Origin of the sequence: Eubacterium sp. AM05-23, from assembly GCF_003477535.1 — a bacterium.
GTDB classification, from domain to species: Bacteria; Bacillota; Clostridia; order Eubacteriales; family Eubacteriaceae; genus Eubacterium; species Eubacterium maltosivorans.
Map to the genome: position 1 here is coordinate 96,094 of NZ_QUDF01000008.1, position 18,931 is coordinate 115,024.

The window sequence follows — 18,931 nt, forward strand, 5'->3', positions numbered from 1 at the left end:
GCTCTTCTTTTTCTTACAAAACATCGACTTTTTCAATATCGAAACCTATTATAACATTTGCTCCTAAGAATTGCACGTAAAATTTTGAAATAATTAAAAAAATATATTTAAATTCGATTTATAATGGTTGTTTTCTAATAATTTGGGTATAGTGTCTGCCTTTGACGACCGTACGAAACGGACGGTCGTCTTTTCAATTCTTTATTCGGGGCTCTGCACAATTTTATAATACGCGCGCAGTTCGGTTTTCATTTTACGGGTATATTCCTTTAGCATCTGGTACAGCTGTTCCCTATATTTGGCCAGGCCCTTTCTGTAGAACTGGGCAAATGCGTCGTGTTTTGCGGTTCTCTTTTCCTTTTTAAAGAGGCCTTGAAAAAACTGGCCGATATTGTCGCCTGCGGCCTGGAGGGCATCGGTAAGGTGGAGCTTCATTCTCAGGGCTTCCAGAGGTTTTCTGGGCTTTTTGGCAAACCCGACGGGGTTTTGCTCGAGGTGGTCGCAGAACTTCCAGTAATAGCGGTAGGCTTCGGAGATCAGGGTATCGTAGGACTGCTCGATATCGCTCTGCGCTTCCTCCGCGTAGGCGGTAAAGAGGCGGTTTCGTTCCTTCTCTTTGTGGGAGCTGATACCGCCGGGCTTTCTGAGGTCGGCGTCGATGCGGTAGCAGCAGCGGGTATACCAGGTCTCGATGATCTCTCTGCCCTCCTCCTCAAAAATATGGGGGATCTTCTGGCTGATGGCGCTCAGCAGGCCGGCCTTAATCCGGCTGATAATGGCTTCCCGGCCATAGGCCTGGGTCTTTTTCCCGGTGAGCAGGGTTTTGGACTGGCTGTTGACCGGGAGGATATCCTCCTCGGGCACATGGCCGCTCTGGACAATGGTCTGGAGCATGGTCATGAGGTTATCCTGCCCTCCTGCCACATCGGCGTGGGTCAGAGCCACGATCACCTGGTTGCCCCCCTGGCGGAGGCTCTCGATGATCTCAAGGTCGAAGTCCTCTACCCGGGCGGCTTTGGCCGAAATACAGTAAATGATGGTATGAAACCACTTGGTGATCTCGGGCACGTCATGGGCTTTAAGGGTATCGTCTATGAGCTGCTTCCAGTCTCTGGCCTTATCGGCCTCCAGACCCCAGGAATCGTACAGGTGCAGGGTAAAATCCGGGGACAGGGTCACTGCCTCCTCGTAAATGCCCATGCCGGTAACAGGCCGCCCTGCCCCGGTAGCGTAGACGTTTCTGCCAAAGATATAATTGAAGAGGGCGGTCTTCCCGGACCCGGTTTTGCCCAGGATAAGCACATTAGCGTCAAGTGTCTTTTCCATTTTTATGCTCCTTCAGCCAGCTTTCCACAAAGCCGGAAAGGATTGCGCTGTCAAAGAATTCCGGATAGGACTGGGGCTTGCTGCCCTCAAACACAGCTTTTGAGTAGTTGGCACAGCTCTGGGACAGGGCCGCGCCGATGGCGGCGGTAAAGGTGGAGGCCACAACGGTGTTCACGGCAATGCCGGCCGCGGTGCCCACGCCGGGAATCATCTTTACCACTCCGGCAGTCAGGCTCTGGGCCAGCATGCGCCCTGCCTGGGTCACCACCAGGCTGCCCACAAAGGAGATGAGCTCCTCGGAGACTTTATCCAGCCCATAGGTTCTTAAAATATGCATGGCCATGGAGACCTGTATGGGTTCCAAAAGCACCGCGTCTGAAAACGGAATGGGTGTCGCAGCCACACCTGCCGCCGCAGTGGTATAAATAGGGATGATCTTTTTTGTGACCAGTTCCTGCTTTTTCTGAACATGGCCTGCCAGCGATCCGATAAAGCCTTCCTTTAAAGAGTCGTCCAGCTCGCGGATAGCCCAGTCGATCAGGGCCTCCCACTCAATATAAGGCTCCATTACCTCCTGGATATATTGATCCTCATGGGCGCTGGTGGCAAAGCAATGGACATTACAGTTTTCTGTGACGGCTCTGAACATCTCACGGTATTCCTCATAGTCGACGCAGTCCAGCTGGGTCAGTACCACAACAGTTGGAATATTTTTTTCTAAAAGGGTCTGCACCACAGAGATATCCATATCGGTCACCCGCTTGTTGGCAGCGGAGATACAGTACCAGGCCTCGTGGATCTGACCGGCCAGCCCTCCCTCCCGGCGTTCCTCAATCCATTTTTCCACATTGTCCCGATAGGCGGAGATTTTTTCCTCGCCGATCTCATAACCTTCGGTGTCGAAAAGATTGACGCTGGTGTCCTCACTGCTGTACTCGGTAATGCCTCTGGTCAACGGCCTTCCTGTGCCGGTGGCGGCCACATTTTTGCCAAAAATCCAGTTGACAACGGTGCTTTTGCCTGCTCCAGTGGCCCCGCAGATCAGGATATTGGGCTTTCGGATTCCGGCCACTACCTTTTCCAGTTCTCTATGAAAATTAAAATTTTTTACTTTAATATCGCTCATGGTTGCGCCTCTTTTCTGATGGTTGATCCTATAGGTTCATTATACCCTTTTATCCTTTGTTCTTCCACCACAAAAAAAACGATGGATCAACGATCCACCGTTTTGGGTGTAGTCAATTATTGATTGCAGGGGACGACCGCCAGAGCAGATCAAATAGCGCGGAACCACGAGGCGTGGTTCCCTACAAAATAATGGCGAAAGCTCTATCCCATCAAATCTGCCAAAGGCTGATTTACACCATAATTTTCCATTCTCCATTTTCAATTTTCCATTGAATTTCTCTTAATTTGCCCAGTCAAAATTTTCCTCGACCTCCTGGGGCTCACCGCCCTCCACCTGGAGCTCTGGATTTTTAACGCTGACCTTTGAGCCTGCCGGGACAGACTGGGTGATAAAGCAGTTCCCGCCGATGATGGAATCATGCCCGATGACGGTCTCGCCGCCCAGAATAGACACGTTGGAGTAAATGGTCACATTGTCCTCAATGGTGGGGTGGCGCTTATGCCCGCGCAGGTTCTGGCCGCCTCGGGTAGAGAGGGCTCCCAGGGTAACGCCCTGATACAGCTTGACATAGTCGCCGATAATGGTGGTCTCACCGATGACAATGCCGGTGCCGTGGTCCATAAAAAAGTATTTTCCAATGGTGGCGCCTGGGTTGATGTCGATGCCGGTGCGGCTGTGGGCATATTCGGTCATCATTCTCGGTATGATCGGCACGCCCAGCTGATAGAGCTCGTGGGCGACGCGGTAGACCATCATGGCAAACACGCCGGGATAGGAGAAGATGATCTGATCCTTATCCGCCGCGGCGGGGTCGCCGTCATAGGCTGCCTGCACGTCCTGGGCCATGTGGGTTCTGATCTTTGGCAGGGTCTTCATAAAGGCGCAGCTGATCTGCGCGGCCTCGTCGGCCACGGCCTGCACCTGGTATTTTTCGGAATTTTCATACTTGCGCATGAGGCAGAGCCGGATCTGCTTGTGCAGCCTTTCCTCAATCCGCATTAAAATATCCCCGATATAGTATTGGATGGTACAGTTAAAGAGCTCCCGGCTGCCGTAATGCCTTGGGTAAAACAGCTCTCTTATATCACACAAAATGCCAATGATTTCGTTTCTGTTTGGCAGCGCTGTGGAGGTATAAGTGGTGTAGGCGTCATCCTCATGATAGCTCTCCACCATTTCCTGGGTCAGCGGCGTAATACATTGATTAAATTCTCTGCTCACTGGTTCTTCCTGCCTTCCTGATTTCATACTTGTTCTATCAATTAAATATGTGATTAATATTGTACCGCTTTTGCATGAAAACGTCAATGGCTGGCCGGCTAAAATCCCCTTCTATTTCCCTATACTTCAAAGGGAATTACCGAGTCCAGCAGCTTTTTGGCATAAGGGTTCTGTACCTGAGCCAGCTCACCGCTCATGCGTTCCTCCACAATGCGCCCTTTATATAGGAAGACAATTTTATTACAGAGGTGGGCGACGGCCTGCAGGTCGTGGGCCACAAACAGATAAGTCATGTTCATCTCGACCCGCAGCGCGTGCAGCAGGGTCATGATCTGGGCCTGAACCGACACGTCCAGTGAGCTGATGGCCTCGTCCAGAACGATGAACCGGGGGTTCGTGGCAATGGCCCGGGCGATACACACCCGCTGGAGCTGGCCGCCGGACAGCTCGTGGGGATAGCGTTCCTTAAAGGCCGCGGGCAGGCCGACCTTTTCGAGCAGCGTGTCGATCTGCTGGTCCTCCGGCCTTTTTCCAAGGGCCAGCAGCGGCTCCGCAATGGCCTCCCTCACAGTGAACTGCCCATTGACCGAGGAGGTATAGTCCTGGAAGACAACGCTCATTTTGCCCCGGTTCTGGGCGAGCCATGTCTTAACGGGCTTACCCTCGATAAAAACACCGCCGCTGCCCTTATCGGCTTTTTCAAGGCCAAGGATCAGGCGGGAGAGGGTGCTCTTGCCGCTGCCGCTCTCCCCGATCAGGCCCACGCACAGGCCCTCCTCGATGTTAAAGCTCACGCCCTCCAGCACCTTGAGGCGGCCTCCGCTAAAGCCCTCGCCCACCTTCAGGTAGCTCTTGTGCACATCCTTAATTTCTACCAGGTTCTTCATGGCGCGCCTCCTTTTTCATGGCTTTTTTAAAGGAATCGGTGATCATGAGCCGGGTATCGATCAGATACCGGGTATAGTCGTTCTGAGGGTTTCTAAACACTTCCTCTGCCCTTCCAGCCTCCACACCGCAGCCCTTTTCCATGACAAACAGATCGTCACACAGGCGCTTGACCACGCCTAAATCGTGGGAGATAAAGATGAGCGCCGTACCTGTCTCCTGCCGCAGCAGTTCAAAGGCCTCCACCACCTGCTGCTGGTTTACGGCGTCCAGAGCTGTGGTTGGCTCATCCGCAATGATGACAGCCGGCTTCATGGCCAGGGCGATGGCGATCATGCAGCGCTGAAGCATGCCGCCGGATAACTGGTGCGGGTACTTCCTGACTACCTGCTCCGGGTCCCGTATATTCAGGGCTGCCAGCACCTCAGGCGCCAGGGCTTTCGCGTCCTTTTTGTCCATTTTCAGATTCTGCGCAAAGGTCTCGGCCATCTGGCTGCCCACACGCGCCAGGGGATCAAAGGCTGTCATGGCGTCCTGGAGGATCATACAGATTTCCCGTCCCCGGATATGTCTCAGCCGGCTCTCCTCCAGTCCGATCAGCTCTGTCTCACAGTCCTTTTGTGTAAACAGCGCGGAGCCAGTGGTCTTAAGCCAGGGATTTAACAAACCGAGCACTGCCCTCGCCGTCATGGATTTGCCGCTGCCGCTCTCGCCCACAATGCCCAGGCAGCTGTTCGCCCTCAGCTCAAAGCTCAGCTTGTTCACAATGACCTCGCCGCCGCGTACATCGGTGACACTCAGGTCCTTTACACGCAGCAGACCGCTCATGACACCACCGCCTTTTTGCGCGCGAAGATGGATCTGCGCCTGCGCTTAAAGCCCTTGTCCAGCTTTGGATTCATGGCCTCCTCAATACCGTCGCCTAAAAAGTTAAAGGCCGCCACCACCAGAAAAATGGCGATCCCCGGTGCCAGCATCTGGCCGGGGTTGGTGGTCATGACGTTCTTGGCTTCGTTCAGCATCATGCCCCATTCCGCGGTGGGCGGCTGGACCCCAAGGCCCAGAAAGGACAGGGCGGATATGTTTAAGATAATGGCCCCGGTATCCAGCGTTGCCAGCACAGCGATCTCACCAAAAGCACCCTTAATCAGATGCTTTCTGATAATATAGCCGGTGCTGCACCCCGCTACACGGGCAAACCGGATGTCATTTTTATCCATAAAACGGATCACAATGCCCCGGACCATGCGCACATACCAGGCCCACTTGGCGATGATGGTGGCGATGACAATGTTAAAGATGCCTGTACCCAGCATCCCCACAATGGCTAAAATCATGACCTCGCTGGGGAAGGACAGCATCATGTCGCACACGCGCATGATCACCTCGTCCACCACGCCTCTGAAATAGCCTGCAATCACCCCCAGCGCCACCCCGATACCAATGGTGCAGAGCATGGTGACAATGGATAAGAGCACGGTAATCCGGCCACCGTACAGAATACGCGAAAGGGTATCCCTTCCCAGCTGGTCGGTTCCAAACCAGTGCGCCAGAGACGGCCCCTGGAATTTCATGACGATATTCTGAGCGGTCGGGTCATAGGGCGCAATGACTGGCGCCAGGGCCGCGGCCAAAACGACCAGCAGCAAAAATACCGCGCTGGCCACAGCCAGCCGGTCAGCCTTAAAGCGTTTGAAAAATCCGGTCATACTACACCTCCTGCCGCATCCGCGGGTCCATGAGCGTGGTGATGATATCCACAGCAAAATTACAGACGACGAAAAGCACTGCCATGATGAGCACATAGGCCTGGATCACCGGGAAGTCCCGGTTAAAAATGGCGGTCACGCAGAGCCTGCCCATGCCCGGCCAGGCAAAGATATTCTCAATGACTACTGTGCCCGCGATCAACTTGGGAATGGACATGCCCAGGGCGTTGAGCGCAGTGTGCAGGGAGTTCCCCAGCACATGGCGGGTGACGGTGCGCTGGCTGAGGCCCCGGGCCCGCAGATAGAGCACATAGTTCTCTCCCTGGTTTTTAATCATGTTATTGCGCAGCAGCCTGGCGTAGGTGGCGATATACCCCAGCGACAATGTCACCGCCGGCAGGATCACTGAGCCCGGCGCGGTCATACCGCTGGTGGGCAGCAGTCTCAGCTTGACAGCAAAGAGCCACATGAGCAGAATACCCGCCCAAAAGGCCGGCATGGCTGTGCCGATAAAGATAACTCCCCGGATAATCCGGTCACCGATGCTGTCTCTGTAAAGCGCGCACAGCACCCCGGCCCCTACCGAGACCACCAGTATGATGACCAGGGAGACAAAGGCCAGGTACAGTGTCGGCGGCAGTGCCTTTGCGATCTCAGCGCCAACAGGCTTGTTGTTCGCGTAGCTGTTGCCAAAGTCACCCCGAAGGGCATCCCCCACCCAATGGAAATAGCGGGTCAAAAAAGGCTCGTCCAGGCCAAGTTTTTCCCGCATATCCGCAATATTCTGTTCCGTCGGCACCACCTCGTTGACCCGCAGCGCCACCTCGGCAGGATCGCTTGGGCTTAAATTAATGAGGATAAAAGCAAAGAAGGAGATCCCGATAAGAATCGGGATCATCCAGAGCAGTCGCTTTATAATATAGTTTTTCATTGAGGTCTCTCTTAAAGGTTATAATCTTAATCTATCAGGAAAGATTTTTTGAATGGAGAATTGAGAATGCAAAATGGAGAATTTCTGAACAAACCAGCAAAGCCGGTTTGTTCTTTTAATTCTCCATTCTCAATTCTACATTCTGCATTAATTCCAGTACATCTTCTCAAAGGGTATCTCGTACTGAGAATCGTTGAACGTTACCCCCTGCAGGCCTTTAATCCCAACTGCCTTGGTCTTGGAGTAGGAGATGGGCACGTAGACGCACTGGTCGTTGATGTAGGTCAGGATTTCTTTGTACATACCCGCCCGGGCGTTGTCATCTGCCTCGATCATAATCTTAGTGATGGTATCGTCAAGCCACTGCTTCCTTTCAAGGCCAGTCTGCGCCTGGTAATCGCCGTGTGCCGGGATTCTCCAGGAGGAGACATAGGACTGGGGATCGTATGGTGTTCCCCAGGACAGGGAGTACTGAAGATCAAAATCACCGGACTTCTGGCGGTCCAGGAATGCCTGCTTTTCTTCTGCCAGGATATTCATCTTAATCCCAACGGCGGCCAGATCGGCCTGGATGGATTCTGCAATGGTTCCCTCCTGGGCGTTCTGAGAGTTGTAGGAAAAGGTCACTTCGCATTTTTTGCCGTCCTTCTCACGCACACCGTCTGAGCCCATGGCCCAGCCCGCCTCGTCCAGAAGCTTTCCGGCTTTATCCGGGTCGTAGGAATAGGTCTTTAAGTCAATATCACAGTAGGGTACGGTTTTCGCCATCAGTGTATCGGCCTGGTCCTCGGAGCCATTTAAGATGCCCTCGATGATGTTCTGCTTGTTAATGGCCATCTCAAAAGCCTCACGCACCTTCAGATCACTGGTGACCGGCGCCTTGCTGTTCAGCAGAATCGCTCTCGAGGCTACCGGTTCACTGAGGTAGGTCACATAGGCGCCCTCTGATTCCAGCTTTTTAAAGGAATCCAGATCAATCTGGTCGCCGTCAGCGCCGAAAAGCAGATCGACCTCGCCGTTTTGCAGGGCCAGCAGAATGGTCTGAGGATCGGGCATCACTTTCCAGTTAATCTTGGACACCCTGGCCTTGTCACCCCAGTAGTTATCGTTGCGGGTAAAGGTGGCGTACTGGTTGTCTTCATGCTCCGACAACACCCAGGGGCCTGTTCCTGCGTAGCCGCTGACGCCGTCCTTGGTATTCCCATCCACAAAGCATTTGGGGGAGATGAAACGGAAGGGCCGTGTCAGGCCCAGCTCGACCAGTGTCGGGTAATAGGGATGGGCCAGCACCAGCTGGAAGGTGTTGTCATCCACGACCACGGTATCTGCGATTTCGTTGACCATATCCAGCCAGGCATGGCGCTCCTTGTTGCTGATAATGGCGTCAAAATTCTGTTTGACCGCCTGGGCGTTAAAGGGCTCGCCGTCCGTAAAGGTCACGCCTTTTCTTAAATGAAAGGTATACGTAAGCCCGTCATCCGAGATATCCCAGCTTTCTGCCAGGGCAGGCTTTACCTCACCGCCTTCATTCTTTGTCAGCCCTTCAAACACCATGTTCTGGGCAGACATTTCTCCTGAGTACAGGTGTGGATTGATGTCCCTTATATCCTTGGTGCAGGCGTAGTTGATCTCATCCTTCCCGGACACATCTGTGCCGCCTGTGCTGCCACAGCCTGCCAAAAGGCTGGTGCACATGACCGCTGTCACGAACAGCGCTGCAATTTTTTTAAGCTTCATTTTCTTCTCCTTATGGGTTTTAGTGTTTTAAACAAACACGCCTCTGCCACTTCACAGACGCTGTAAAATGGTAAAGGCGTATCCATAACGTTTGATAGATGCGCGGCCTTATTTGGTCGCTGCGATCATGAACATGGGGGTTGAGGCGTAGTTCACCTGTTCCTCGTCGTCCCAGACGCGGTCTCCCATATCCTGTTCGATCATCACTTTTTTAAAGCCGATGTTCAGCAGAACCGCGGCGTCCCACTGTGGGCGCATGGTACGGCTCAGCGGTAAATTTCTGGCAATCTCTTCCATGGCTGTGGTGTCTGTGCACACGTAGTGGTCGTTGTAACCCTGGGCCTGGGAGTTATTGCGGTCCTCAAAGTATTCCCGGCGCTTGTCCTCATCGTAAAGATGCAGGTACCAGTTTGCATCAAAGTTTAGCATTCTGCCGCCCGGCGCCAGCACGCGGTGCCACTCCTCATAGGCTTCATCTGGTCTTTCCAGGTTCCAGGTCAGGTTTCGGGTTACGATCAGATCAAAGGTGTTATCCTCAAAATCCAGCGAGTGGGCGTCCATGCGTCTGAAATCAATGGCGCTTTTATAAATGCCGGCGTTCTTTTTAGCCTTATACAGCATGGCGTCGGTGTAATCCACAGCGGTAACGTCATAGCCGCAGGAGGCCATGGTGATCGCAAAAAATCCCGGGCCTGTGCCGATGTCCAGCACCTTCAGCTTTCGGCCGATCACATCCGGCTTATAGCTGTTGATCAGGTCTTTCCACACATCCATTTTATAGCTGTTCAGCTCAGCCTCGTTTACTTCAGAATAGCCGTCTGCCCGGCCTTCCCAATAATTTTCGACTCTCTCTAAAATATTCTCCATTTTTAACGTCCCCTTTTGATTATTATCACGCTACTTGTTCATTACAAAAAATAAAGCCACGAAGAACCAAAGCGGTCTGCAAACCGCAAAATAAGCCTTCATGACTTTGTATATACAGGTATTAACTTGTGAATATTTTCTCATATTTGACGGTCGTTGTCAATGGATTTTTAGATTTTTACTTTAAAAAAATTGACGCTATTTAAGCATTCTTTCCAGATGCCCCAGCGCTTCCAGAAAGTCAGCCTCAAAGCGGGTATCTTTAAAAAAAGGAACATACCAGCGCACGCTCTCGTCGTAGTACTTCTGCCGGAAGGCCCGGCTCGAATCCGCGGTTGTCCTCAGGTTATGAATCCTGTCCGCGCACTTTACATCCTTTGCCATGGCGTTTCGGTCAATCCCGCCCAGGTAGTCGGCCATGTCGTAGGGTTTGGGCTTGGTCAGCAGGATCACAGCGTCCAGCACTTCCCTGTCACTGCGCTTTAAAATCTCTTCCTGGGTGGTGTCCGTATCCTCCAGCAGGTCATGAAAAAGAGCCGTGAGTAAGGTATTATCATTATAGCCCCGCTCCTGTAGATAAGCCGCCACCGCCACAGGGTGGGTAATAAAGGGGATACCGCCCCAGCGCAGCTGGCCCGCGTGTTTATCTGAAGCAAAGTCCAGAGCATCCTTTAAACGTGAATCGGTAATCTGAAACATAATGCGCCTCCTTTTTAACATTATACCCTCTTTTACATAAAATTACTATTGCCCGTAAAGCCCTTTCCAATCTAAAAGAGGCAAAGCCATCGCTTTACCCCTAATTGTTTTTATTGTTTAAATGATTGAATTCTGCGATCAGACTGTTGATGATATGAATCTGATCGTCTGTTAAAAAGTCAAGATTAAAAACGCGCTCATCGGACAAGCCCAGGAGAAAGTCGGTCGACGTATTTAAAGTTACCGCTATTTTTCGCAGTACATCGACCGACGGATACTTTGCAGAGGTCTCATAGGCCGAAACACTCCCCTTGGTGATCCCCAGCTTATCTGCCAGCTGCTGCTGTGTATATCCTTTTTCCTGTCTGAGTTGTCTGAGCTTTGATCCGAAATATACCATTTGCTTTTCTCCATCGCGTTTTTAATAACAATACCATTTGCTTGTATTCTAATAATAAACTAATATACCCTGAGTTGACTTTTTACCCGATGAGTGTTATTATTAGTATCATCATTAAAGGTATTATGAAGAAAAATAGTTAATGTCAATCAATAAATAATAAAGTTCACTATCTATGAGGCAGTTCCTTTCTCTGCCCACAGTGAAATCAGGCGGAAGCACTTCTCTCTTGGTATCCAAAACTGCTCCACACCATTTACTCGCTTCCGCCTAATAATAAAAATAAAAAGTGCCGGTTGGAAGCCTCCAGCCAGCACTTTTTTTACAAAACACCAAAGCTTTTCTTAAGAATTTTCACTTCATCCCTCACGCCTTTTGCCATTCAGGCCGCACCTTAGTCATTTCTCTTATTCTCTAAAGAAATTTATCCTGACAGGCTAATCCTTTCTACTCTTCCCGCCTGTATTTCATTCACGAACGTATGAAACGGACGGTCGCAACAGAGTGTAGCCAAAATCCGCCGAAGGATATTCAGGTATGTGGCACAATCAGGGTACTCTTACCTCACAGCTTCGGCGGTCTGCGAAAAATGTGCAACCTTCTTTCTCAATGAGACCGCAGGCTCAGTTCGGTAAAGTACCCTGCTCGCGCCACACGGGGAGAATATCCTTCGGCTCCTCTACAAATGGTGGTTTTGCGGTGCAGCGCCTAAGAGTGAGAGGGCAGTATAAATCTTATCAAGTTTCACAGAGCTGTATACCAGTTTGTCAATTTTCTGAGGAAGCAATGGATTTTCTATCTGTCCCGCTGCAGAGCGCGGCACTTTACCGAACTGAGCCTATGGTCTCATGACCAGACAAATTTGTACAGAGTTGCGCAGACCATCGAAGCTGTGAGGTAAGAGTGCCGCGATTTGCGGCATCCTAAAGAAAATCCATTGCTGGTTCCTCGCTGCACTGCAACCTCCGTCTCCACCACGACCGTCCGTTTCATACGGTCGTGTTCTCTTTGCCGGGCAGCTCCAGCGTCACAGTTGTGCCCTGACCTTCTTCGCTTGTGACCGTCAGGCCAATTTTGTGCCGCTCTGCGATCTCCTTGGCGATGGGAAGTCCCAGACCGGTTCCCTCGGCATTTTCCTCGGACAGGGTTTTATAAAAGCGTTCAAAAATATGCTTCTGATCCTCCGCGCTGATGCCGCAGCCATGATCGGTAATGGTAAGCGTATGCTCAGACAGGCGCATTTCAATCTGTCCGCCCCCTGGTGAAAATTTTATGGCGTTGCTCATGGCAATCATGAGCAGCTGCCGCAGGCGCAGGTAGTCACCCTGCATAAAGTAAACGCCCGTGTCCACCTCAGTGGTGACAGTCAGTTCCTTTTCCTTTGCCATATTCTGGGCACTGCGCCGCACCTCGCTGATGATATCACAGAGATTCACCTGCTCCAGGTTAAGGCTGAACTCGGCATTCTGGAGTCTGGACAGGTCCAGCAGGTCATTGACCAGCCGTTTAAGAGCCAGGCTTTCCGCGTACATTTCCTGATGATAGGCAGCCACCTGAGCCGGATCCGTCACCACGCCGCCGGCCAGAGCTTCTAAAGAGCCGCAGAGCACTGTCACCGGGGTTTTAAGCTCATGGGAGATATTTGAGAAAAAGGCCTGCTGCATTTTCTGGAACCGCTCGTGCTCCTCACTGGAAAGCTTAAGCTGATGGCTTAAGGTATCCAGCGAACCGGCCAGCTGCCCGATCTCATCCTGCCGCTTGATGTGGCTCGCGGCTGTATAATCACCCCCGGCCAGCCGCCCGGCCATTACCTGCATTTCTTTCATGGGCTTTGTGAAGCTGCGGGCCAGCAGCACCGCAAAACCAATCCCGATCACCAGCGCCACGCACAGGCTGATGGCCAGGGTTCTAAAGCCCTCATTGGCTGCGCTCTCAATCCCCTCCACCGGCGAGTGAAGCAGCACCACGGCCTGTATATTGCCCGAGCTGTCCCGGACCGGGGCCCCAACCGTCAGCGTCGGGGCGTTTAGCAGGCCCGAGAAGCCCTCGCTCGCAGTGACCTGCCCCCCAAAAGCCTGGTCTACCACCGTTTCGGCATCGGCCGGCAGATCGGCGTAGTTATAGGTAGACGCCGGGGTCTGGTGGCCTTCGTGGGTGGATGGCGTTACCAGGTTGTGGTCGGCATCCACGACCCACACATCCGCCATGGCGATATCGTCCAAAAAACGGATATAGGCCGCGTAGCCCATGCCATTGCCGTTCCCTGCCCCGCGGCTTCCCTCGCCATGCTTTCCGTCTCTGCTGCCTTCGGCGGATATAAAGGTGCCAAAGGTATCCGCTATGGCGCCTGCCCGGTCCTCCAGCTGCTTCTGGGTCAGCGCGACATTCTGCTTTTTAAACAGCAGAAAAAACACCGAGCCTGCCACCAGCGCAAAGGCCAGAAGGGCCAACGCAAAATAGAGTCCCAGCTTAAAAGCAATGCTACGCTTCCTCATCATTCACCTCAAAGCGATACCCAACCCCCCAGATGGTCGCGACGCTCCACCCGGGATGCTCTCTTTTTCCCAGCTTGGCCCTCAGGCGCCGGATATGGGAATCGACCGTGCGGTTATCGCCGTAATAGTCATAGCCCCACACAGCGTCCAGCAGGTTGTCCCTTGAAAAGACCTTTTGCCGGTTCGTGGCAAGGGTCCAGAGCAGCTCTGTCTCTTTTTTAGTGAGCGGTACTGCCTCGCCGTCCACCGTTGTGGTATAGGTGTCCAGATCGATGGTCAGGCCCTTATAGCTGAAAAACTGATGTCTGGCTCCGCCATCCCGGGACAGCCGCCGCAGAATAGCCCGCACCCGCGCCATAACCTCTCCGCCGGAAAAGGGCTTGACAATATAATCATCGGCGCCAATGTCCAGCCCCATGATTTTCTCAAAGTCTTCGCCCCTGGCTGTTATCATAATAATGGGAACGGCCGATTCCTCTCGTATTCGCCTGCAGACCTCAAAGCCGTCAAGCTTTGGCATCATTACATCCAGCAGAATAACTGCCGGGGCTTCCCGCCTGCAGGCGGCGAGGGCCTCCTCACCGTCATAGGCGACAACAGGCTCAAAGCCCTCCTTACGCGCGTAGGCTGTGAGCACTGCTGTTATCTGCCTGTTATCATCCGCAATCAGCATTTTTTCCATATTCTTTACCTCGCATAAATTTCCTTACGCCTATTATACCTCAGAAGTATGACAAAAGGATGACGAAAGTTAGACGGTTGTCAAATTTGAAATGTATATGCAAAATTAAAGCAAGAAGCAATCCAGGTGGAAGGTGGAAGGTTAACGAACCCTTTGGCTGACGCCAAAGCGATTAAGCAGGATACGACGCCTTCGAGGTCTGCCCCATAGCTTGCCGCCTTACGGACAAACTGAAGCAGGTATCGTGCCGCCAGGGCAGATCAAATGCCGCGGAACCACGGGGGCGTGGTTCCCTACAGATTACAGTCCAGGAGTCCATTAGCGGCCGCAGGCCGCATCCAATCAAATTTGCCCCAGCGGCAGATTTGCACCTGAACTTTCCACTTTCCACCTTCAACTTTCAACTGGTCAAGCTTCTTTTTAACGCTTTTCCTTTTTATGATAACATTTATCTACATCCCAAAATTGCCTGTACCTTTCAATTTGATCACCACTCTGCCGTGGCCAGTCTGGAGATCATTCTCCAAACACAGGCTGCCGCCGTGCTGCCTGATAATACTGTCTGTAATGTAGAGCCCCATACCATAGTGTTTTTGGGCGCTCCTGCTTTTGTCGCCCATGTAAAATTTACGGGCCGCGTTTTTGAGCGCGTCTGCGCTGAACCCTGGTCCGCCGTCTGTGACGGTTATGGAGATCACACTGCCGTCTCCCTCTGCCTTAAGGCTGAGGCTGCCGCCCTCTGGCGTATAGTCGGCGCCGTTGGCAATGATATTCATGACCGCCCGGGTCAGCAGCCCACGGTCGCCGGCAAAGGCCTCCGGCAGGTGCTCAGTGTCAAAGCGCAGCTGTATCTGCTTCCCGGCAGCATAGCCCTCGGCCTGTTTTTTTATCTGCTCCATAAAGGCCGCGGCCGGGATGGCCTCTGCACTCAGATTCCAGGCCGCTCTGTCCTGGGACACCTCCATCAAGAGGCGCGTGTACTCCTCAATGACCTCGGCGTTATCGTGGATATAGCGGACACATTCGGCCTGGTCCACCCTCAGGTCATCCTCGGCGAGCAGCTCGCTGTTCCCTTTTATAATGGTCAGCGGTGTCTTGATATCGTGGGCCAGCGCGCTGATCTGCTCCTGCTTTTCCTGCTTCTCACGCCACTGCTGCTCCAGAGATTCTTTCAAGGCGAGGCGCATATCATCCATGGAGCTAAGCACCTGGTTAAACTCCCATATACCAGATGGGCCGGCCCTGTATTCCAGATCCTGATTCCGGATGGCATTTGTAGCCTCCATGAGCGGGGCCAGCTCATTTTTCAAGCGTTTGCTGAATGCTCTGGTGCCTAAAAAGATCACCAGAATATAGAGCGCTGCCGCTGTGATGATCACCGCATTCATCAGCCACTCCGGAGAGGGAAGCTTCTGGTTTAGTGCCTCGTCCTTATAGGACGCCTTGATATAGTATTGAAGGACACAAACCCCATCGGCCCGGGGAATCTGATAATAAAACCGATCGCCAAAGAGGTTCTGCCCTCTCTGGGCATACTCCCGGGCCTCTGCCAGCATTTTTGGATCCATATCGGTATCAAGCACCTGACCATCGTGGTCAATTAGCGCGTAGCGGCTCCCCTCCGGGACAAGTGACGCATCAAAGGGCTCTGCGGCCTGGATGGCCTCCTTCTGGTCCTGGATCGCGTTCTCCACACTGTTGGCCGGGACGAACTGGTCCGATGTGATAATCTCGGTCAGGGCGCCGGCAGCCATGACCAGCACCACCACAAAGGACAAAACGAGCAGACAGGCATAGATTAAGATAAGCCTGCTGATCTTTTTAGGATGCGCTCTCATTGCCATTTATACCCAATCCCCCAGACCGTTTCAATGGGCGCGCAGCCGTAAACACTCAGCTTTGCCCGGATATTTTTGACATGCTCCGCAATGGCAGAGCTGTCTCCCTCACCCTCGTAGCCGTACACCGCCTCGTAGATCTGTTCCTTGGAAAAGACCTGCCCGTGGTTTCTGGCCAGGAATTCACAGATGGCATACTCGCTTTTGGTCAAAGGTACCTTATGCTCTCCTGCCATCACCTCATGGGCGCCGAGGTTAAACCTTATGCCATCCAGACTCAGCATGCTGCGCTTTTCACGCTTTTCACGCCGCAGATGCGCTGCCACTCTGGCTCTCAGCTCACCGTTTCCAAAGGGCTTGGTAATGTAGTCGTCGCCGCCAATACCCAGGCCGTACATAATATCCTTCTCCATGGTTTTGGCGGTCAGGAAAAGGATAGGACAGTCCACATTTTCCCGAAGCTCCCGGCAGAGGGTAAAGCCATCGGTTCCAGGCATCATCACATCCAGAAGGATGAGGTCAAAGGCCTCAAGTCCGCTCATGGAAAGCTCTCCTGGGTCTGACAGGGTTCTGACCTGATGTCCATCCTTTTCCAGCACACGCTTCACCAGATTTAAAATACCCTTTTCATCGTCAACTGCCAATATTCTCGCCATCGTGTCCCCTCCTGTTGTTTCCATATTTCTACCATCAGTATAGCCTTTTGCGCCCCGGCGCACAAGCACTAATTATTCGCTGGCGCTTCTCCCCTCCCAACGCTTAAACCAGAGCAGACAGAGCGCAAAAAGGAACAAGGTGGCGCAGCCGACAGCCAGCCATCCCACGGTGTTTTCGTTCTGGATAAACGCGAGTCCTTCCACCGTCGGGGCCGTCAGCGCTTTTATCACAGCCATATCGCAGAAGCGCACGCCCCATCCCCAGGGAATAAAATACCAGATTCCTTCCCCGAGGCCTGTCAGCATCAGCGCCGACACCAGCGAACCCGCAACCCCCACAGAAATAGACGCGCCCTTGCCAAAACGCAGGCTGATCCAGAGGTGGAGTAAATATAAAAATAAATCAGAAGCAAACAGAGCGCCTGCCAGCTTCAGATACAGAAGCGCCGGCACAACCTGCTGGCCCGGCAGCAGGGCAAAGCCCACTCCGTAAAGGCCGACAGCTGCCGCCAGCGCGCCAAGCCCCAGAACCGCGAGGAACCCGAACTTTCCTAAAAACGGAACCAGCCTGGACGGCAGCACCCCGAGCAAGTTCTGAAAACCGCCGGCCTGCTCCTCCTGGGAGGCTGCCATGCCGCAGACAATACCAATGAGCATTGGAAAAGCCAGGGCCAGCGCCTCAAAATAAAAGGTCACCAGAACCTCTGTGCTCCATGCCGATATGGCGCTGTAAAAAAGAAACAGGCACACCCCCACAAGGGGAATGATCAGATGCAGCCACAAAATGGGCGTGTGTTTTATTTTAAGAGATTCGGCCTTTAAAGACCTGAAAAAGCTTTTCATTTATGCCGCCTCCTTTTTGCTGAACCAGCGCACGCAGAGAAGGGTCAGGGCTGCGCACAGTACCAGAGACAGCACAATCGCCACCGGAACCACGCTCGCGTCAAGCAGAGGGCTTCCAGGCTCTACCAGCAGATTGTTTGGCCTGATGCCCAGCACCGGACACATCGCACGGGGCGTCCAGGAGTATGGGATCATGAACCAGAAGCCCTGCTCCGCCAGTATGACGCCGCCGACGGTGCCCACGCCCACATTGAGCAGCACTGCTCCCAGAAAGCCAAGCTTTTTGGCAAGCATAAAGCAAAGGGGTATCTCCCATACACTGGTCAGAAAGACCACAGCCATCCCCAGTACCATGGGTAAAATAGTGTCTGAAAGCGGCAGGGTTGTCCCCTCCCAGAAAAAGCCTTTGATTTCAGTGCCCAGAATAATGCCCAGGAGCACCACACCGCAGCTCAGAAGCACATAAAACGCAGCCACACCCATTTTAGCCAGCCAGGACGCTCTGAGGTCCACCGGCACTGCGTATAGGTTCTGATATTTAAGCTTTTTATTCCCGTCCTTCTGGTTTGAAAGGGCTGCGAACAGCGCAATACAGCCCGGGTAGATCAGCGTATACCACCAGTTAAAGGCGTTGACCTGATAGTAGCCAAAGCCAAAGGTAAAGCTCAGAAGTATGAGCCCCAGAGGCCCCAGAAAAATCAGCATACGGCTGAATGTCCGTTTAAATTTCATGTTCTCTGCCTTCATTAGTTTTAGCATGATACGCTTCCTCCCTCCTGCGCACGGCTATTCTTAACGACCTGCATAAACAAAGCCTCCAGGTCCTCTCCTTTATGAATTTTTGACTGGTAGCCCAGCACCCCGTCGCTGATAATGCCGATATCATCGGCCATAAGCTCGACCTCTGAAAGAATGTGGCTGGACAGTATCACTGTGATTCCATGCCCCGGAAAGGAACGGATCAGCTCCCGCAGCTCCTGGATTCCGATGGGGTCCAGGCCATTGGTGGGCTCGTCCAGAATCAGCAGCTTCGGGCTGCCCAGCAGCGCCAGAGCGATCCCCAGACGCTGTTTCATCCCCATGGAGAACTGCCCGGCGCGCTTGCTGCCAGTATTTTTAAGGTCAACAATTTTTAACACCTGCCCGATCCGTTTTTCCGGAAGACCCAGCAGCGTCGTGCGGACCTTCAGGTTTTCCTCTGCGGTCAGGTTGTCATAAAGGGGCGGCCACTCAATCAGGACTCCCATGTTTTCAAGGTCTTTTCTGGACCAGCTGTGCCCGTTAAAAATAATCTCGCCGGCGGTGGGCCGCAGCATGCCGGTCATCATTTTGAGGGTGGTGGACTTGCCCGCTCCATTGGGGCCCAGAAGGCCGTAGATCGTATTTTTTCTTACCCTCAGGTTCAGCTTTTTGACAGCCTCTGTTTTCTTAAAGCTCTTGCTCAGAGCCCGCGTTTCCAACAAATATTCAGTCATGTTATCACTCCTTACTTTTTTGATGCTTCTAGTATATA

At 52.8% G+C, this 18,931-nt stretch carries 18 protein-coding genes; all 18 read right to left on the reverse strand.

The features are described 5' to 3' along the window. Nucleotides 1-201: 201 nt before the first annotated feature. The 18 genes from DW091_RS12685 to DW091_RS12770 all read right to left on the reverse strand — a co-directional run bounded on the left by DW091_RS12685 (nt 202) and on the right by DW091_RS12770 (nt 18,893). On the reverse strand, nt 202-1,326 hold the full coding sequence (locus tag DW091_RS12685) for a GTPase domain-containing protein (protein ID WP_118518312.1): 1,125 nt from the start codon (nt 1,324-1,326) through the stop codon (nt 202-204). Beyond that, nucleotides 1,310-2,452, reverse strand: a complete 1,143-nt coding sequence (locus DW091_RS12690) for a GTPase (protein ID WP_118518313.1) — start codon at nt 2,450-2,452, stop codon at nt 1,310-1,312. Before DW091_RS12690 ends, DW091_RS12685 begins: the two co-directional genes overlap by 17 nt. A 282-nt stretch (nt 2,453-2,734) precedes the next feature. Beyond that, complete coding sequence (locus DW091_RS12695) at nt 2,735-3,676, reverse strand: serine O-acetyltransferase (protein WP_096919643.1); 942 nt, start codon at nt 3,674-3,676, stop codon at nt 2,735-2,737. A 119-nt stretch (nt 3,677-3,795) separates the two neighbouring features. Beyond that, the gene (locus DW091_RS12700) at nt 3,796-4,563 is read right to left on the reverse strand and encodes a dipeptide/oligopeptide/nickel ABC transporter ATP-binding protein (protein ID WP_118518314.1); all 768 of its coding nucleotides are present in this window, start codon (nt 4,561-4,563) and stop codon (nt 3,796-3,798) included. Continuing rightward, the gene (locus DW091_RS12705; protein WP_118518315.1) at nt 4,541-5,389 is read right to left on the reverse strand and encodes an ABC transporter ATP-binding protein; all 849 of its coding nucleotides are present in this window, start codon (nt 5,387-5,389) and stop codon (nt 4,541-4,543) included. The genes DW091_RS12700 and DW091_RS12705 overlap by 23 nt, the downstream gene beginning before the upstream one ends. Next, nucleotides 5,386-6,270 carry a nickel/cobalt ABC transporter permease gene (gene opp1C / locus DW091_RS12710; protein ID WP_118518316.1) on the reverse strand — a complete coding sequence of 295 codons (885 nt, stop codon included), beginning with the start codon at nt 6,268-6,270 and terminating at the stop codon, nt 5,386-5,388. The genes DW091_RS12705 and opp1C overlap by 4 nt, the downstream gene beginning before the upstream one ends. A gap of 1 nt (nt 6,271) precedes the next feature. After that, nucleotides 6,272-7,201, reverse strand: coding sequence for a nickel/cobalt ABC transporter permease (gene opp1B / locus DW091_RS12715; protein ID WP_058694196.1), 930 nt, complete (start codon nt 7,199-7,201; stop codon nt 6,272-6,274). Nucleotides 7,202-7,348: 147 nt separating this feature from the next. Next, complete coding sequence (nikA, locus tag DW091_RS12720; RefSeq protein WP_118518317.1) at nt 7,349-8,938, reverse strand: nickel ABC transporter substrate-binding protein; 1,590 nt, start codon at nt 8,936-8,938, stop codon at nt 7,349-7,351. 108 nt (nt 8,939-9,046) lie between these two features. Next, entirely contained in the window at nt 9,047-9,805 is a 759-nt protein-coding gene (locus tag DW091_RS12725) for a class I SAM-dependent methyltransferase (RefSeq protein ID WP_058694194.1), read from the reverse strand. A gap of 198 nt (nt 9,806-10,003) precedes the next feature. Beyond that, nucleotides 10,004-10,504 carry an HD domain-containing protein gene (locus DW091_RS12730; protein ID WP_058694193.1) on the reverse strand — a complete coding sequence of 167 codons (501 nt, stop codon included), beginning with the start codon at nt 10,502-10,504 and terminating at the stop codon, nt 10,004-10,006. A gap of 100 nt (nt 10,505-10,604) precedes the next feature. Beyond that, nucleotides 10,605-10,904, reverse strand: a complete 300-nt coding sequence (locus DW091_RS12735; RefSeq protein WP_013380888.1) for a helix-turn-helix transcriptional regulator — start codon at nt 10,902-10,904, stop codon at nt 10,605-10,607. A 989-nt stretch (nt 10,905-11,893) separates the two neighbouring features. Further along, on the reverse strand, nt 11,894-13,402 hold the full coding sequence (locus tag DW091_RS12740; protein ID WP_224168799.1) for a HAMP domain-containing sensor histidine kinase: 1,509 nt from the start codon (nt 13,400-13,402) through the stop codon (nt 11,894-11,896). Then, nucleotides 13,386-14,081 (reverse strand): response regulator transcription factor, encoded by a 696-nt coding sequence (locus tag DW091_RS12745; protein ID WP_118518319.1) that lies wholly within the window; start codon nt 14,079-14,081, stop codon nt 13,386-13,388. The genes DW091_RS12740 and DW091_RS12745 overlap by 17 nt, the downstream gene beginning before the upstream one ends. A gap of 452 nt (nt 14,082-14,533) precedes the next feature. Then, the gene (locus DW091_RS12750) at nt 14,534-15,925 is read right to left on the reverse strand and encodes a HAMP domain-containing sensor histidine kinase (RefSeq protein ID WP_118518320.1); all 1,392 of its coding nucleotides are present in this window, start codon (nt 15,923-15,925) and stop codon (nt 14,534-14,536) included. Then, nucleotides 15,916-16,575: a response regulator transcription factor gene (locus tag DW091_RS12755; protein ID WP_118518321.1), complete on the reverse strand. Its 660-nt coding sequence runs from the start codon at nt 16,573-16,575 to the stop codon at nt 15,916-15,918. Before DW091_RS12755 ends, DW091_RS12750 begins: the two co-directional genes overlap by 10 nt. A 72-nt stretch (nt 16,576-16,647) precedes the next feature. Continuing rightward, nucleotides 16,648-17,418, reverse strand: a complete 771-nt coding sequence (locus DW091_RS12760) for a lantibiotic immunity ABC transporter MutG family permease subunit (protein ID WP_118518322.1) — start codon at nt 17,416-17,418, stop codon at nt 16,648-16,650. Continuing rightward, a complete protein-coding gene (locus tag DW091_RS12765; RefSeq protein WP_058694187.1) occupies nt 17,419-18,177 on the reverse strand; it encodes a lantibiotic immunity ABC transporter MutE/EpiE family permease subunit in 759 nt (252 codons plus the stop codon). It lies immediately after the preceding gene. Beyond that, a complete protein-coding gene (locus DW091_RS12770; RefSeq protein ID WP_058694186.1) occupies nt 18,171-18,893 on the reverse strand; it encodes a lantibiotic protection ABC transporter ATP-binding protein in 723 nt (240 codons plus the stop codon). Before DW091_RS12770 ends, DW091_RS12765 begins: the two co-directional genes overlap by 7 nt. Between the last annotated feature and the right edge of the window lie 38 nt (nt 18,894-18,931).

What these genes read in the sequence shown, in the direction of transcription:
- DW091_RS12685 (WP_118518312.1), bottom strand. Translation starts at nt 1,326, where the DNA reads ATGGAAAAGACACTTGACGCTAATGTGCTTATCCTGGGCAAAACCGGG.
- DW091_RS12690 (WP_118518313.1), bottom strand. Translation starts at nt 2,452, where the DNA reads ATGAGCGATATTAAAGTAAAAAATTTTAATTTTCATAGAGAACTGGAA.
- DW091_RS12700 (WP_118518314.1), bottom strand. Translation starts at nt 4,563, where the DNA reads ATGAAGAACCTGGTAGAAATTAAGGATGTGCACAAGAGCTACCTGAAG.
- DW091_RS12705 (WP_118518315.1), bottom strand. Translation starts at nt 5,389, where the DNA reads ATGAGCGGTCTGCTGCGTGTAAAGGACCTGAGTGTCACCGATGTACGC.
- opp1C (WP_118518316.1), bottom strand. Translation starts at nt 6,270, where the DNA reads ATGACCGGATTTTTCAAACGCTTTAAGGCTGACCGGCTGGCTGTGGCC.
- opp1B (WP_058694196.1), bottom strand. Translation starts at nt 7,201, where the DNA reads ATGAAAAACTATATTATAAAGCGACTGCTCTGGATGATCCCGATTCTT.
- nikA (WP_118518317.1), bottom strand. Translation starts at nt 8,938, where the DNA reads ATGAAGCTTAAAAAAATTGCAGCGCTGTTCGTGACAGCGGTCATGTGC.
- DW091_RS12725 (WP_058694194.1), bottom strand. Translation starts at nt 9,805, where the DNA reads ATGGAGAATATTTTAGAGAGAGTCGAAAATTATTGGGAAGGCCGGGCA.
- DW091_RS12730 (WP_058694193.1), bottom strand. Translation starts at nt 10,504, where the DNA reads ATGTTTCAGATTACCGATTCACGTTTAAAGGATGCTCTGGACTTTGCT.
- DW091_RS12735 (WP_013380888.1), bottom strand. Translation starts at nt 10,904, where the DNA reads ATGGTATATTTCGGATCAAAGCTCAGACAACTCAGACAGGAAAAAGGA.
- DW091_RS12740 (WP_224168799.1), bottom strand. Translation starts at nt 13,402, where the DNA reads ATGATGAGGAAGCGTAGCATTGCTTTTAAGCTGGGACTCTATTTTGCG.
- DW091_RS12745 (WP_118518319.1), bottom strand. Translation starts at nt 14,081, where the DNA reads ATGGAAAAAATGCTGATTGCGGATGATAACAGGCAGATAACAGCAGTG.
- DW091_RS12750 (WP_118518320.1), bottom strand. Translation starts at nt 15,925, where the DNA reads ATGGCAATGAGAGCGCATCCTAAAAAGATCAGCAGGCTTATCTTAATC.
- DW091_RS12755 (WP_118518321.1), bottom strand. Translation starts at nt 16,575, where the DNA reads ATGGCGAGAATATTGGCAGTTGACGATGAAAAGGGTATTTTAAATCTG.
- DW091_RS12760 (WP_118518322.1), bottom strand. Translation starts at nt 17,418, where the DNA reads ATGAAAAGCTTTTTCAGGTCTTTAAAGGCCGAATCTCTTAAAATAAAA.
- DW091_RS12765 (WP_058694187.1), bottom strand. Translation starts at nt 18,177, where the DNA reads ATGCTAAAACTAATGAAGGCAGAGAACATGAAATTTAAACGGACATTC.
- DW091_RS12770 (WP_058694186.1), bottom strand. Translation starts at nt 18,893, where the DNA reads ATGACTGAATATTTGTTGGAAACGCGGGCTCTGAGCAAGAGCTTTAAG.